10 protein-coding genes and 1 tRNA gene are annotated in these 13,650 nt (G+C 60.5%); all 11 read left to right on the top strand.

Features of this window, described 5'->3' with window-relative positions; translation table 11 throughout:
- Positions 1-582, top strand: a 582-nt coding sequence (locus tag ACFSM5_RS01705; RefSeq protein ID WP_379874487.1) for an EF-Tu C-terminal domain-related protein, incomplete at its 5' end; no start/stop codon positions are given.
- A 72-nt stretch (positions 583-654) separates the two neighbouring features.
- Positions 655-730: transfer RNA gene (locus ACFSM5_RS01700), tRNA-Trp, on the top strand.
- A gap of 119 nt (positions 731-849) precedes the next feature.
- A complete protein-coding gene (gene secE, locus ACFSM5_RS01695) occupies positions 850-1,047 on the top strand; it encodes a preprotein translocase subunit SecE (RefSeq protein WP_379874486.1) in 198 nt (65 codons plus the stop codon).
- Positions 1,048-1,050: 3 nt separating this feature from the next.
- Positions 1,051-1,581, top strand: coding sequence for a transcription termination/antitermination protein NusG (gene nusG / locus ACFSM5_RS01690; RefSeq protein ID WP_379874485.1), 531 nt, complete (start codon positions 1,051-1,053; stop codon positions 1,579-1,581).
- Between the two features lie 87 nt (positions 1,582-1,668).
- A complete protein-coding gene (gene rplK, locus ACFSM5_RS01685) occupies positions 1,669-2,100 on the top strand; it encodes a 50S ribosomal protein L11 (RefSeq protein WP_379874484.1) in 432 nt (143 codons plus the stop codon).
- 5 nt (positions 2,101-2,105) lie between these two features.
- Positions 2,106-2,798 carry a 50S ribosomal protein L1 gene (gene rplA / locus ACFSM5_RS01680; RefSeq protein WP_379874483.1) on the top strand — a complete coding sequence of 231 codons (693 nt, stop codon included), beginning with the start codon at positions 2,106-2,108 and terminating at the stop codon, positions 2,796-2,798.
- Between the two features lie 284 nt (positions 2,799-3,082).
- On the top strand, positions 3,083-3,601 hold the full coding sequence (gene rplJ / locus ACFSM5_RS01675) for a 50S ribosomal protein L10 (RefSeq protein ID WP_379874482.1): 519 nt from the start codon (positions 3,083-3,085) through the stop codon (positions 3,599-3,601).
- Positions 3,602-3,651: 50 nt separating this feature from the next.
- Positions 3,652-4,026, top strand: coding sequence for a 50S ribosomal protein L7/L12 (rplL, locus tag ACFSM5_RS01670; protein ID WP_379874481.1), 375 nt, complete (start codon positions 3,652-3,654; stop codon positions 4,024-4,026).
- Between the two features lie 299 nt (positions 4,027-4,325).
- Entirely contained in the window at positions 4,326-8,492 is a 4,167-nt protein-coding gene (rpoB, locus tag ACFSM5_RS01665) for a DNA-directed RNA polymerase subunit beta (RefSeq protein WP_379874480.1), read from the top strand.
- 69 nt (positions 8,493-8,561) lie between these two features.
- Positions 8,562-12,881 carry a DNA-directed RNA polymerase subunit beta' gene (rpoC, locus tag ACFSM5_RS01660; protein ID WP_379874479.1) on the top strand — a complete coding sequence of 1,440 codons (4,320 nt, stop codon included), beginning with the start codon at positions 8,562-8,564 and terminating at the stop codon, positions 12,879-12,881.
- Between the two features lie 185 nt (positions 12,882-13,066).
- The gene (locus tag ACFSM5_RS01655) at positions 13,067-13,618 is read left to right on the top strand and encodes an NADPH-dependent FMN reductase (RefSeq protein ID WP_379874478.1); all 552 of its coding nucleotides are present in this window, start codon (positions 13,067-13,069) and stop codon (positions 13,616-13,618) included.
- The last annotated feature ends 32 nt before the right edge of the window (positions 13,619-13,650 follow it).

Below are 13,650 nucleotides of genomic sequence, written 5' to 3'. Positions count from 1 at the left end.
CAGCCGGAACGTCCGAAGGATCGTCCGTTCCTGATGCCGATCGAAGACGTGTTCTCGATCTCGGGTCGCGGCACCGTTGTGACCGGCCGTGTCGAACGCGGCATCGTGAAGGTCGGTGAAGAAATCGAAATCGTCGGCCTGAAGGCGACGGTTAAGACCACCGTGACCGGCGTTGAAATGTTCCGCAAGCTGCTGGACAGCGGTGAAGCGGGCGACAACATCGGCGCGCTGCTGCGCGGCACCAAGCGTGAAGACGTGGAACGTGGCCAGGTTCTGGCTGCTCCGGGTTCGATCCAGCCGCACACGAAGTTCAAGGCGGAAGCCTACATTCTGACGAAGGAAGAAGGCGGTCGTCACACCCCGTTCTTCTCCAACTATCGTCCGCAGTTCTACTTCCGCACCACCGACGTGACCGGTTCGGTTACCCTCCCCGAGGGCACTGAAATGGTCATGCCGGGCGACAACATCTCGATGGATGTCGAGCTGATCGCACCGATCGCCATGGACGAAGGTCTCCGTTTCGCTATTCGCGAAGGCGGTCGTACCGTCGGCGCCGGCGTCGTCGCCAAGATCCTGGCGTAGTTAGCCTAAGCGTAAGCGCAAGTAACTCTTGCGCACTTATGGGGCCGCTGCTATATGAGCGGCCCCATCTGGAGGAGCATAGCTCAACTGGTAGAGCACCGGTCTCCAAAACCGGGGGTTGGGGGTTCGATCCCCTCTGCTCCTGCCAACTTCCGCGGCCCTGAAAAGGCGTCGTAGCTTAGGCAAGAGATTTCCAGGGCGGTGGGCAGTCCGGCGACGGAAGGCCCACCGCTCATAGTTTGAAGACGAAGAGAGAGAAGCGGGATAATGGCGAAGACCTCACCGGCCGTTTTCTTGAAGCAGGTACAGCAGGAAGCCAAGCGCGTTTCCTGGCCGACCCGCAAGGAGACGCTGATCAGCACCGGCATGGTGTTCGCGATGGTTTTTGCCGCCGCAATCTTCTTCTTTGTCGTCGATCAGATCCTGTCGCATGGCGTCAAATGGATCCTGGGTCTGGGGAACTAGAAGATGACGCATCGTTGGTACGTGGTTCACGTCTATTCGGGTTTCGAGAAGAAGGTCGCTCAGTCCATCCGCGAGGGTGCCGAGCAGAAGGGGCTTGAAGATCTCGTTGGCGAGATCATGGTTCCGACCGAAGAAGTGATCGAAGTGCGCCGTGGCGCGAAGGTCAACTCCGAGCGCAAGCTCATTCCCGGCTATGTGCTGGTGAAGATGGAGATGACCGACCGTACCTGGCATCTCGTCACCTCGGCCCCGAAGGTCACAGGTTTCCTGGGCGGCAAGGGCAAGCCTTCGCCGATTTCGGATGCCGAGGCCGAGCGGATCATGCGCCAGGTGCGCGAAGGTATCGAGAAGCCCCGTCCGTCGGTGCGCTTCGAGATCGGCGAGAGCGTCCGCGTGGCCGATGGCCCGTTCGCCTCGTTCAACGGGATTGTCGAGGAAGTCGACGAAGAACGCTCGCGCCTCAAGGTCGCGGTGTCGATCTTCGGTCGCTCGACCCCGGTCGAATTGGAATACACGCAGGTGGAGAAGGTCTGACCTTCAACTCCGTAAAGCGTGTTTAAACGCGCGGGAGGTCAGCCATGGCCGAACCGCGCCTCATCGTCTCTGTAACGAGAGGGAAAAATGGCAAAGAAGATTGTCGGCTATATTAAGCTGCAGGTGCCGGCAGGCAAGGCGAACCCTTCGCCGCCTATCGGTCCGGCTCTGGGTCAACGCGGCCTGAACATCATGGAGTTCTGCAAGGCGTTCAACGCGCAGACCCAGCAGATGGAAGTGGGCATGCCCGTTCCGGTGGTCATCACCGCTTACGGCGACCGTACCTTCACCTTCATCACCAAGACCCCGCCGATCACCTACTTCCTGAAGAAGGCAGCAGGCATCGAAAAGGGCACGACCACCCCCGGTAAGGGCGCGATGGTTGGCAAGGTGACGATGACGCAGATCCGCGAAATCGCCGCGAAGAAGATGGTTGACCTCAATGCCAACGATATCGAAGCCGCAAGCTCGATGATCGTCGGTTCCGCCCGTTCCATGGGCCTGGAAGTGGTGGAGTAGGACCGATGGCTGGTAAGCGCTTGAAGGCCGCCTACGAAGGCATCTCGGCCAAGAACACCGTCGCTCTTGAAGAAGCTGTGAAGCTGATTAAGGGCCGCGCTGCTGCGAAGTTCGATGAAACCATCGAAATCGCCATGAACCTCAACATCGATCCCCGCAAGGCCGACCAGGCGCTGCGCGGTGTCGTCACCCTGCCGCACGGCACGGGCAAGACGATGCGCGTTGCCGTGTTCGCCCGCGGCGCCAAGGCTGACGAAGCCAAGGCTGCTGGTGCCGACGTCGTTGGCGCGGAAGACCTCCTGGAAATCGTCCAGGGCGGCAAGATCGAATTCGACCGCTGCATCGCGACCCCGGACATGATGGTCCTGGTCGGTCGTTTGGGTAAGGTCCTCGGCCCGCGCGGCCTGATGCCGAACCCGAAGCTCGGCACTGTCACCACCGACGTCGCGGCTGCCGTTCAGGCTGCCAAGGGCGGTCAGGTGCAGTTCCGCGCCGAAAAGGCCGGTATCGTTCACGCTGGCGTCGGCAAGGCCTCCTTCTCGGAGCAGGCTCTGCTGGAAAACGTCCAGGCTTTTGTCGGTGCGATCAACCGCAACAAGCCGACCGGCGTGAAGGGCACCTACATTAAGAAGATCAGCCTGAGCTCGACCATGGGCCCGGGCGTGAAGGTCGAAATCGGCGCCCTGGCGTCGGCCTAAGACTTTTGCACCAGTTACCGGTCGGGGAAACCCGGCCGGTTTTTGGAGCTTCCGTCAAAAGAAGCTCCGCCCTGTCCAAGACCGTCGGCGCCGTTCCGCAAGGGGCGGCTTAATAATCCAGCCGGCGAGAGACAGAGATGAAATTGAGGTAAGGCCCTTCGATGGGTTATCCCTCGGTTGACGCTCTGGGACAGGCGAACCGGATCGGCGGGCAACCGTCGATCCTCGTGTCATGAAGCCGAAAGCCTCAAAAGGGCAGTCGGCTTTGGTATCGGAGAGAACCCGTGGACCGTTCCGGAAAAGAGGAACTGGTATCCGCGCTGAACGCAGCGCTCGCAGGCGCAGGGCTCGTCGTCGTCACCCAGCAAAAGGGTCTGACGGTCGCCGAGGTCACCAACCTGCGTCGCAAAATGCTGGCAGCCGGTGCAAGTTTCAAAGTTGCCAAGAACAGGCTCGCGAAGCTCGCCCTGACCGGCACGTCGTACGAAGATTTGTCGCAGCTTCTGGTTGGTCCGACGGCTTTGGCCTATTCGGCTGACCCCGTTGCTGCAGCAAAGATCGTCGTCGAGTTCGCCAAGACGAACGACAAGCTGACCATCGTCGGTGGCTCCCTTGGGGGCAAGCCGCTCGATGCGAACGCTGTGAAGGCCCTCGCTACGCTGCCGTCGCTTGACGAACTGCGTGGCAAGATCATTGGCGTCCTGCAGGCTCCGGCCTCCAAGGTTGCTGCCGTGGTCCAGGCGCCTGCCAGCCAGCTGGCTCGTGTTGTCAAGGCGTATGCCGAGAAGAGTGAAGCGGCGTAAGCCGTTCCCTATCGAACAACCTTATCTATCTTTCTAGTTGGAGAACTAACATGGCTGATCTGGCCAAGATCGTTGACGATCTCTCGTCGCTGACCGTTCTGGAAGCCGCCGAACTGGCGAAGATGCTCGAAGAAAAGTGGGGCGTCACCGCCGCTGCTCCGGTTGCTGTTGCTGCTGCCGCTCCGGGCGCTGCCGCTGCCGCTGCTGAAGAGCAGACCGAATTCAACGTGATCCTCGTCGACGCTGGCGACAAGAAGATCAACGTGATTAAGGAAGTCCGCGCCATCACCGGCCTGGGCCTCAAGGAAGCCAAGGACCTGGTCGAAGGCGCTCCGAAGCCCGTTAAGGAAGGCGTGTCCAAGGACGAAGCCGCCAAGATTAAGAAGGTCTTGGAAGAAAACGGCGCCAAGGTCGACGTTAAGTAATGAAGGGCCGGGCTGGTCCCGGCCTTTCCGCAAACACCGCTCGTCCTTAAAAGAGGGGCGGGGCTTGCGGGTCTGGTATGCGCGCCCGTTCGCTAGAAATAGTGAACGGGCCGTTGCCGTCTTAGACGGCATGAGGTAAACAAACGGTTCGCCAGCGCAAGGGGGTAGCCTCTCGCGTTGGTTATCTTGCGTTTCTGGAACGAGACAAGCCCCGCAAACGGCGGCGCGGCACATAGGTTCCTTAAGCGTTTGGGCCGTCTCCTCAGTGGTTTTACACTGTATTCGAGGGACAGCATTCAATGGCGATGTCATTCACGGGGCGTAAGCGGGTCCGGAAAAGCTTCGGGCGGATTCCCGAAGTTATCGAGATGCCGAACCTGATCGAGGTGCAGAAGAGCTCCTACGATTATTTCCTCCAGATGGATGTCATTCCGGAAGACCGTTCGAGCGTGGGCCTGCAAGAGGTCTTCCGTTCCGTCTTCCCGATTAAGGATTTCTCCGAGCGTTCGCAGCTCGAGTTCGTGCGCTACGAACTCGAAGAGCCGAAGTACGATGTGGATGAGTGCCAGCAGCGTGGCATCACCTTCGCGGCTCCGCTCAAGGTAACCCTGCGTCTCGTCGTGTGGGATATCGACGAAGACACCGGTGCCCGTTCGATCCGTGACATCAAGGAACAGGATGTCTACATGGGCGATATGCCGCTCATGACGGAAAAGGGTACCTTCATCATCAATGGTACCGAGCGTGTTATCGTCTCGCAGATGCACCGTTCGCCGGGTGTGTTCTTCGATCACGACCGCGGCAAGACCCATTCGTCGGGCAAGTATCTCTTCGCTGCCCGCGTCATTCCGTATCGCGGTTCGTGGCTCGATTTCGAATTCGACGCCAAGGACATCGTCTATGTCCGTATCGACCGCCGCCGCAAGCTGCCTGCGACCACGCTGCTGCTGGCCCTCGACAGTGCCGCGACCGCCCTGCTGCGCGATGAAAAGAAGGCTGAAGGCCTGACGCTCGCTCCGTTCGAAGCGACCGGCATGACTGCCGAAGAAATTCTTCAGAGCTTCTACAAGACCGTCAACTTCACCCGCGCCGCCGGTGGTTGGAAGGTCGCTTACAAGGCTGAAGACTATAAGGGTTTGAAGCTGGCCTATGACCTGATCGACGCCGCCACCGGCGAAGTCCGTGTCCCGGCCAACACCAAGATCACTCCGCGCACGGCAACCAAGCTGGCCCAGGAAGGTCTGGAGCAGGTTCTGGTTCCGACCGAAGAACTGGTCTCGCGTTATGTCGCCGCCGACATCATCAACGAGCAGACCGGCGAGATCTATGTCGAAGCCGGTGACGAGATCACCGAGGCGCTGCTGGAGCAGCTGACCGATCAGGGCATCTCCGAGCTGCCGACCCTCAATATCGATCATATCAACGTCGGTCCGTACATGCGGAACACGCTGGCGATCGACCGCAACAAGACCCGTGAAGACGCGCTGATCGACATCTACCGCGTCATGCGTCCGGGCGAGCCACCGACCTTGGAAACCGCCGAGGCGCTGTTCGCCAGCCTGTTCTTCGACTCTGAGCGTTACGATCTCTCGGCCGTCGGTCGTGTGAAGATGAATGCGCGCCTGGGTCTCGAAGCGCCGGACACCATGCGCGTTCTGCGCAAGGACGACGTGCTGTCGATCCTCAAGGTCCTGTGCGACCTGAAGGACGGCCGTGGCGAAATCGACGATATCGACCATCTCGGCAACCGCCGTGTCCGTTCGGTCGGCGAGCTCATGGAGAACCAGTATCGCCTGGGTCTCCTGCGTATGGAACGTGCCATCCGCGAGCGCATGTCGTCGGTCGATATCGACACCGTCATGCCGCATGACCTGATCAACGCGAAGCCGGCTGCCGCTGCCGTCCGCGAATTCTTCGGCTCCTCGCAGCTGTCGCAGTTCATGGACCAGACCAACCCGCTTTCGGAAATCACCCACAAGCGTCGTCTCTCGGCGCTTGGGCCGGGCGGTCTGACCCGCGAACGCGCAGGCTTCGAAGTCCGCGACGTGCATCCGACCCACTATGGCCGTATCTGCCCGATTGAGACCCCTGAAGGTCCGAACATCGGTCTGATCAACAGCCTGTCGACCTATGCCCGCGTCAATCAGTACGGCTTCATCGAAAGCCCGTACCGCAAGGTCAAGGACGGCACCGTCACCGACGACGTCGTCTATCTGTCGGCGATGGAAGAAGGCCGGTTCACGGTCGCGGAAGCGAACGCCGAACTGAATGCCCAGCGCCGTTTCGTCGACGAACTGATCCCGTCGCGCCGTTCGGGCGAATATATCGTTGCCCGTCCGGAAGACATCGACCTCATCGACGTCTCGCCGAAGCAGCTCGTCTCCGTCGCCGCCGCGCTCATCCCGTTCCTTGAGAACGACGACGCGAACCGCGCGCTGATGGGCTCGAACATGCAGCGTCAGGCCGTGCCGCTTCTGCGCGCCGAAGCCCCGCTGGTCGGCACCGGCATGGAAGCCACCGTCGCTCGCGACTCCGGCTCGACCATCGTTGCCCGCCGTTCGGGCATCGTCGATCAGGTTGACGCGACCCGCGTTGTCGTCCGTGTGACCGAAGCCACTGCGGCTTCGTCCTCGGCCGTCGATATCTACAATCTGGCGAAGTTCCAGCGTTCCAACCAGAACACCTGCATCACGCAGAAGCCGCTTGTTAAGGTCGGTGACGTGGTGAAGGCCGGCGACATCATGGGCGATGGCCCGTCGACCGAGCTGGGTGAACTGGGCCTCGGCCGTAACGTGCTCGTCGCGTTCATGCCCTGGAACGGCTACAACTTCGAAGATTCGATCCTGATCTCGGAACGCATCGTTTCGGAAGACGTCTTCACCTCCATCCACATCGAAGAATTCGAAGTGATGGCCCGCGATACCAAGCTGGGCCAGGAAGACATCACCCGCGACATTCCGAACGTCGGCGAAGAAGCCCTCAAGAACCTCGACGAAGCCGGTATCGTCTATATCGGTGCCGAAGTGAAGGCGGGCGACATTCTGGTCGGTAAGGTGACGCCGAAGGGCGAATCGCCGATGACGCCGGAAGAAAAGCTGCTGCGCGCCATCTTCGGTGAAAAGGCCTCGGACGTCCGCGATACCTCGCTGCGCGTTCCGCCGGGCGTCACCGGTACCGTTGTTGAAGTCCGCGTCTTCAACCGTCGCGGCGTCGATAAGGACGAGCGCGCGATGGCCATCGAGCGCGCGGAAATCGAACGTCTCGCCAAGGATCGCGACGACGAACGCGTCATCCTCGAGCGCTCGTTCCAGAGCCGCCTGAAGGAGCTGCTGATCGGCAAGATCGTCGCTTCGGGCCCCAAGGGCGTGAAGGCCGGCGCGCCGGTTGACGACGAGACCCTGTCGGGCCTCACCTTCGGTCAGTGGCGTCAGATCGCCGTTGCCGATGATGCGGTGATGGATAATCTCGAAGCTCTGAAGAAGCAGTTCGACGACTCGATCGATCGCCTGAACAAGCGTTTCGAGAACAAGGTCGAAAAGCTGCAGCGCGGCGACGAACTGCCCCCGGGCGTCATGAAGATGGTTAAGGTCTTCGTTGCCGTGAAGCGCAAGCTTCAACCGGGCGACAAGATGGCCGGTCGTCACGGCAACAAGGGTGTCGTGTCGCGCATCGTTCCGGTCGAAGACATGCCGTATCTGGAAGACGGCACCTCGGTCGATATCGTGCTGAACCCGCTGGGCGTGCCCTCGCGCATGAACGTCGGTCAGATTCTCGAGACCCACCTTGGTTGGGCTTCGGCGAACCTCGGCCGTCAGGTCAAGGCGATCCTCGACCAGTGCAAGAAGACCGGCGAAACCGACAAGCTGCACGACTACTTCAAGGACGTGTACGGCGAGAAGGACTATGCCGAGGACATCCAGCCGCTCTCGAAGGAAGAAACCTTCGAGCTGGCCGGTAACCTCTCGCGCGGTATTCCGTTCGCGACCCCCGTGTTCGACGGCGCACGTGACGAGGATATCGTCGGCATGCTCAGCCGTGCAGGCATCGATGGTTCGGGTCAGATGACCCTGTTCGATGGCCGCACCGGCGAGTCGTTCGATCGCAAGGTCACTGTCGGCTACATCTATATGCTGAAGCTGCATCACCTGGTCGACGACAAGATCCATGCCCGTTCGATCGGTCCGTACAGCCTCGTTACCCAGCAGCCGCTGGGTGGTAAGGCGCAGTTCGGTGGTCAGCGCTTCGGTGAAATGGAAGTCTGGGCGCTTGAAGCTTACGGTGCGGCTTACACGCTGCAGGAAATGCTCACGGTCAAGTCCGACGACGTGTCGGGCCGTACCAAGGTTTACGAAGCCATCGTCCGTGGCGATGACAACTTCGAAGCCGGCATTCCGGAAAGCTTCAACGTTCTCGTTAAGGAACTGCGGTCGCTGTGCCTGAACGTGGAGCTCAATCAGGGGGCGTAAGCCCCCACCTTTGAGTTTCCGCCGACAGACACCGCCCAATTAGCCGGTTATCCCGGCAGGAGAAGACCCATGAACGATTTGATGAACCTCTTCGGCCAAGTCACGAGCCCGCAGAGCTTCGACGAGATCCAGATTGCGATCGCAAGCCCGGAGCGCATCCGCTCCTGGTCGTTCGGCGAAGTGAAGAAGCCGGAGACCATCAACTACCGTACCTTCAAGCCGGAGCGCGACGGCCTGTTCTGCGCCCGCATCTTCGGCCCGATTAAGGACTACGAATGCTTGTGCGGTAAGTACAAGCGCATGAAGTATCGCGGCATCATCTGCGAAAAGTGCGGCGTCGAAGTGACCCTGTCGAAGGTCCGGCGCGAGCGCATGGGCCATATCGAGCTGGCCTCGCCGGTTGCCCACATCTGGTTCCTGAAGTCGCTGCCGAGCCGCATCGGCCTGCTGATGGACATGACTTTGAAAGATCTGGAAAAGATCCTCTATTTCGAAGCCTATGTCGTCATCGAGCCGGGCCTCACCCCGCTGAAGCTGCGTCAGCTGCTCAGCGAAGACGAATATATGCGCGCCCAGGACGAGTACGGCGAAGACAACTTCACCGCCAAGATCGGCGCTGAAGCCCTTCGCGACATGCTCGGCCAGATCGATCTGCCGGACGAGCTGGAGCGGATGCGCGTCGAGCTGCGCGAAACCGCCTCGGAAGCCCGCCGCAAGAAGCTGGTGAAGCGTCTGAAGCTGGTCGAAGCTTTCAACGAAAGCGGCGCCCGTCCGGAATGGATGATCCTGGAAGTCGTTCCGGTCATTCCGCCCGAACTGCGCCCGCTGGTTCCGCTGGACGGCGGCCGTTTCGCGACCTCGGATCTGAACGATCTCTATCGTCGCGTGATCAACCGCAACAACCGTCTGAAGCGCCTGATCGAACTGAAGGCCCCGGACATCATCGTCCGTAACGAAAAGCGCATGCTGCAGGAAGCTGTCGACGCGCTGTTCGACAACGGCCGCCGCGGCCGCGTCATCACCGGCGCCAACAAGCGTCCGCTGAAGTCGCTGTCCGACATGCTGAAGGGCAAGCAGGGTCGCTTCCGTCAGAACCTGCTCGGTAAGCGCGTCGACTATTCGGGCCGTTCGGTCATCGTCGTCGGTCCGGAGCTGAAGCTGCACCAGTGCGGCCTGCCCAAGAAGATGGCGCTCGAACTGTTCAAGCCGTTCATCTATGCCAAGCTGGAACTTTATGGTCTCGCCTCGACCATCAAGGCCGCCAAGCGCATGGTTGAAAAGGAACGTCCGGAAGTCTGGGATATCCTCGAAGAGGTTATCCGCGAACATCCGGTCATGCTGAACCGCGCCCCGACGCTGCATCGCCTGGGCATCCAGGCGTTCGAGCCGGTGCTGATCGAAGGCAAGGCCATCCAGCTGCATCCGCTGGTCTGCACCGCCTTCAACGCCGACTTCGACGGTGACCAGATGGCGGTCCACGTGCCGCTGTCGCTGGAAGCCCAGCTCGAAGCCCGCGTGCTGATGATGTCGACCAACAACATCCTCTCGCCCGCGAACGGCAAGCCGATCATCGTGCCGAGCCAGGACATCGTCCTTGGTCTCTATTACCTCTCGATGGAAAACTTCAATCTGCTGTCCGAAGTCGCGACTGTCGACGACGTGCCGGCGGATGAGCTGAACGACGCCCTGACCATCGGCAAGCTGATTGCCCGTGAAGGGGAAGGCGTTAAGGCTGTCTATCACACCAAGGCGATCGACAAGCTGGACGCCAAGCGCAAGTCGCTGACCTTCTTCCGTGTGCCGTTCTTTGGCAACCTCGGTGAAATCGAAGCCGGTCTGCAGTCCAAGGCCATCCATCTGCACACCCCGATCCGGGCGCGTTATCAGACCGTCAATTCCGACGACAAGCTGATCACGACCGACATCCGGGCCTCTGCCGGCCGCATGCTGCTGGCCGACATCCTGCCGAAGAACAAGCTGATCGGCTTTGATCTGATCAACCGCTTGCTCACCAAGAAGGATGTGCAGTCGGTCATCGACGTGGTCTATCGCCATTGCGGTCAGAAAGAGACCGTCATTTTCGCCGATCGCCTGATGGCCCTGGGCTTTGCCCACGCCTGCCGCGCCGGCATCTCGTTCGGCAAGGACGACATGATCATCCCGGCCGAAAAGGACGCGATGGTTGCAGAAGCTCAAGAGAAGATCAAAGAGTACGAACAGCAGTACCTCGATGGTCTGATCACCCAGGGTGAAAAGTACAATAAGGTCGTCGACGTCTGGTCGCAGTGCACCGAACAGGTCGCTGACGCGATGATGAAGACCATGCAGACCATCCACAGCTCGGGTACGCTTAACTCGGTCTACATGATGGCCCATTCGGGTGCTCGTGGTTCTGCTGCGCAGATTAAGCAGCTGGCCGGTATGCGCGGTCTGATGGCCAAGCCGTCGGGCGAGATCATCGAAACCCCGATCATCTCGAACTTCAAAGAAGGCCTGACCGTGCTGGAGTACTTCAACTCCACCCACGGTGCGCGTAAGGGTCTGGCCGATACTGCTCTGAAGACCGCGAACTCGGGGTACCTCACCCGTCGTCTGGTCGACGTGGCACAGGACTGCATCATCACTGAAGAGGATTGCGGTACCCAGCAGGGCATTACCGTCCGTGCGGTTGTTGAAGGCGGTGAAGTTATCGCCCCGCTCTCCGAACGTCTCCTCGGCCGTTGCGCGGTCGGCGACGTCAAGCATCCGACCACCGGTGCCTTGCTGATCAAGGGCGCGGAGATCATCGACGAAGACATGGTCGATATCATCGACAATGCCGGTATCGATCAGGTCTTCATCCGCTCGGTGCTGACCTGCGAATCGCGCGTCGGTGTCTGCGGCGCCTGCTACGGCCGCGATCTGGCCCGTGGGACCAAGGTCAACATGGGTGAAGCTGTCGGTGTCATCGCCGCTCAGTCGATCGGTGAGCCGGGTACCCAGCTGACCATGCGTACGTTCCACATCGGTGGTGCTGTCCAGCGTGGTGCCGAACAGTCGAACGTCGAAGCGGCGGTTGACGGTAAGGTCACCATCGTGAACCGCAACGTCGTGGTGAACAGCCAGGGCCAGCCGGTGATCATGAGCCGTAGCAGCGAACTGGTGCTGCATGACGAAGCCAACCGCGAAAAGGCCCGTCACCGCATTCCTTACGGCGCGAAGATCGTCTTCGACGAATCCAAGCCCGTGAAGAAGGGCCAGAAGCTGGCCGAATGGGATCCGTACACCCTGCCGATCATCACCGAACGTGATGGCGTCGCCCATTACGTCGACCTGATCGAAGGCGTGTCGGTCCGTGAAGTCATGGACGAAGCGACCGGTATCTCGAACCGCGTCGTCATCGACTGGCGCCAGCAGCCCCGTGGTAACGACCTGAAGCCGCGCATCACCCTGCGTGCTGCCGACGGCGAAGTGCTGAAGCTCTCGAACGGTCTTGAAGCCCGTTACTTCATGTCGGTCGACGCCATTCTCTCCATCGAGAATGGCCAGCCGGTGAAGGCAGGTGACGTCCTGGCCCGTATCCCGCGCGAAAGCTCGAAGACTCGCGACATCACCGGTGGTCTGCCGCGCGTCGCCGAACTCTTCGAAGCCCGTAAGCCCAAGGATTTCGCGATCATCAGCGAAGCCGACGGCCGCGTGGAATTCGGTCGCGACTACAAGACCAAGCGCCGCATCCTGGTCGTCCCGGTCGAGGAAGGTAAGGAAGCCGTCGAATACTTGATCCCGAAGGGCAAGCATATCTCGGTGCAGGAAGGCGACTTCGTGCAGCGCGGCGATCTGCTGATGGACGGTAATCCGGTTCCCCACGACATCCTGCGTGTCCTGGGTATCGAGGCGCTGGCCAACTACCTGATCAAGGAAATCCAGGACGTCTATCGTCTGCAGGGCGTGAAGATCAACGACAAGCACATCGAAGTGATCGTTCGCCAGATGCTGCAGAAGGTCGAGATCGACGAGCCGGGCGACAGCACCTTCCTGATCGGCGAACAGCCCTCGAAGCTGGAAGTTGAAGCCGAGAACCGCAAGCTGGATGCAGAAGGTCTGCGCCCGGCCCACGGTCACCCGGTTCTGCAGGGCATCACCAAGGCGTCGCTGCAGACCGACAGCTTCATCTCGGCGGCCTCGTTCCAGGAAACCACCCGCGTCCTCACCGAAGCGGCGGTTTCCGGCAAGCGGGATCGTCTGGAAGGCCTCAAGGAAAACGTCATCGTCGGCCGCCTCATCCCTGCCGGTACCGGCAGCGTGATGAACAGCATCCGCCGCGTTGCCGCCGACCGCGACAAGGCCGTGCTGGGCACCGAAGGCGATGCGACCGCAGGCGCTCTCTCGGATGAGCGCGAATCGGCTTAACGGCTGATTTGCTGTGACTGGATGCGGGCCGGGGGAGCGATCCTCCGGCCCGTTTTCTTTAGGGCTTGCGCCGATGCGGCAATAGCTTGCAGCGGCGCAAGCCTTCAAGCGTTGACAGGGTCGCCGGTTCAAACTAGTTAAGCGTAACTAATTTAGTGCCAATTCAGCTTAAGGGTCAGAAACAGATGGCAATCAAAGTCGCGGTCTTGGTCGGCAGCTTCCGCAAGGACAGCATCAATCAGCAGCTGGCAAAGGCGCTGGGTAAGCTGGGCGCAGGGAAGTTCGATTTCCAGATCCTGAAGATCGAAGAACTGCCGTTCTATAACCAGGATATCGACAGCGGCAACCCGCCTGCCGCCGCCGTGAAGTTCCGCCAGGACGTCGCTGCCGCCGATGCCGTGCTGATCGTCACGCCGGAATATAACCGCTCGGTGCCGGGCGTGCTGGCCAATGCCATCGAATGGGGCTCGCGTCCCTATGGTCAGGGCCCGATCCTGGGCAAGACCGGCGCGCTGATCGGCGCCTCCATCGGCAAGATCGGCACGGCGGTCGCCCAGGCCCATCTGCGCGGCGCCTTCGGCTTCCTGGACATGAAGGTCATGGGCCAACCGGAAGCCTATATCACCGTGACGCCGGGCCTGTTCGACGCGAACAATGATGTCACCGACGCGTCGGTGAAGGACTTCCTCTCGGGCTTCCTGGCGAAGTTCGAAGCCTGGGTCGCGAAGAACAAGTAAAATTGCCAGAGTTCAGGTAATGGAAGGGGCGG

Origin of the sequence: Lacibacterium aquatile (genome assembly GCF_042683105.1) — a bacterium.
GTDB lineage: Bacteria > Pseudomonadota > Alphaproteobacteria > Elsterales > Elsteraceae > Lacibacterium > Lacibacterium aquatile.
The sequence above is the reverse complement of the archived record's forward strand: the minus strand, read 5'-3'. Positions and strand labels throughout refer to the sequence as shown.

Bases quoted from the DNA above. Each gene is read 5' to 3' on its own strand.
- secE (WP_379874486.1), top strand. From the start codon at position 850: ATGGCGAAGACCTCACCGGCCGTTTTCTTGAAGCAGGTACAGCAGGAA.
- nusG (WP_379874485.1), top strand. From the start codon at position 1,051: ATGACGCATCGTTGGTACGTGGTTCACGTCTATTCGGGTTTCGAGAAG.
- rplK (WP_379874484.1), top strand. From the start codon at position 1,669: ATGGCAAAGAAGATTGTCGGCTATATTAAGCTGCAGGTGCCGGCAGGC.
- rplA (WP_379874483.1), top strand. From the start codon at position 2,106: ATGGCTGGTAAGCGCTTGAAGGCCGCCTACGAAGGCATCTCGGCCAAG.
- rplL (WP_379874481.1), top strand. From the start codon at position 3,652: ATGGCTGATCTGGCCAAGATCGTTGACGATCTCTCGTCGCTGACCGTT.
- rpoB (WP_379874480.1), top strand. From the start codon at position 4,326: ATGGCGATGTCATTCACGGGGCGTAAGCGGGTCCGGAAAAGCTTCGGG.
- rpoC (WP_379874479.1), top strand. From the start codon at position 8,562: ATGAACGATTTGATGAACCTCTTCGGCCAAGTCACGAGCCCGCAGAGC.
- ACFSM5_RS01655 (WP_379874478.1), top strand. From the start codon at position 13,067: ATGGCAATCAAAGTCGCGGTCTTGGTCGGCAGCTTCCGCAAGGACAGC.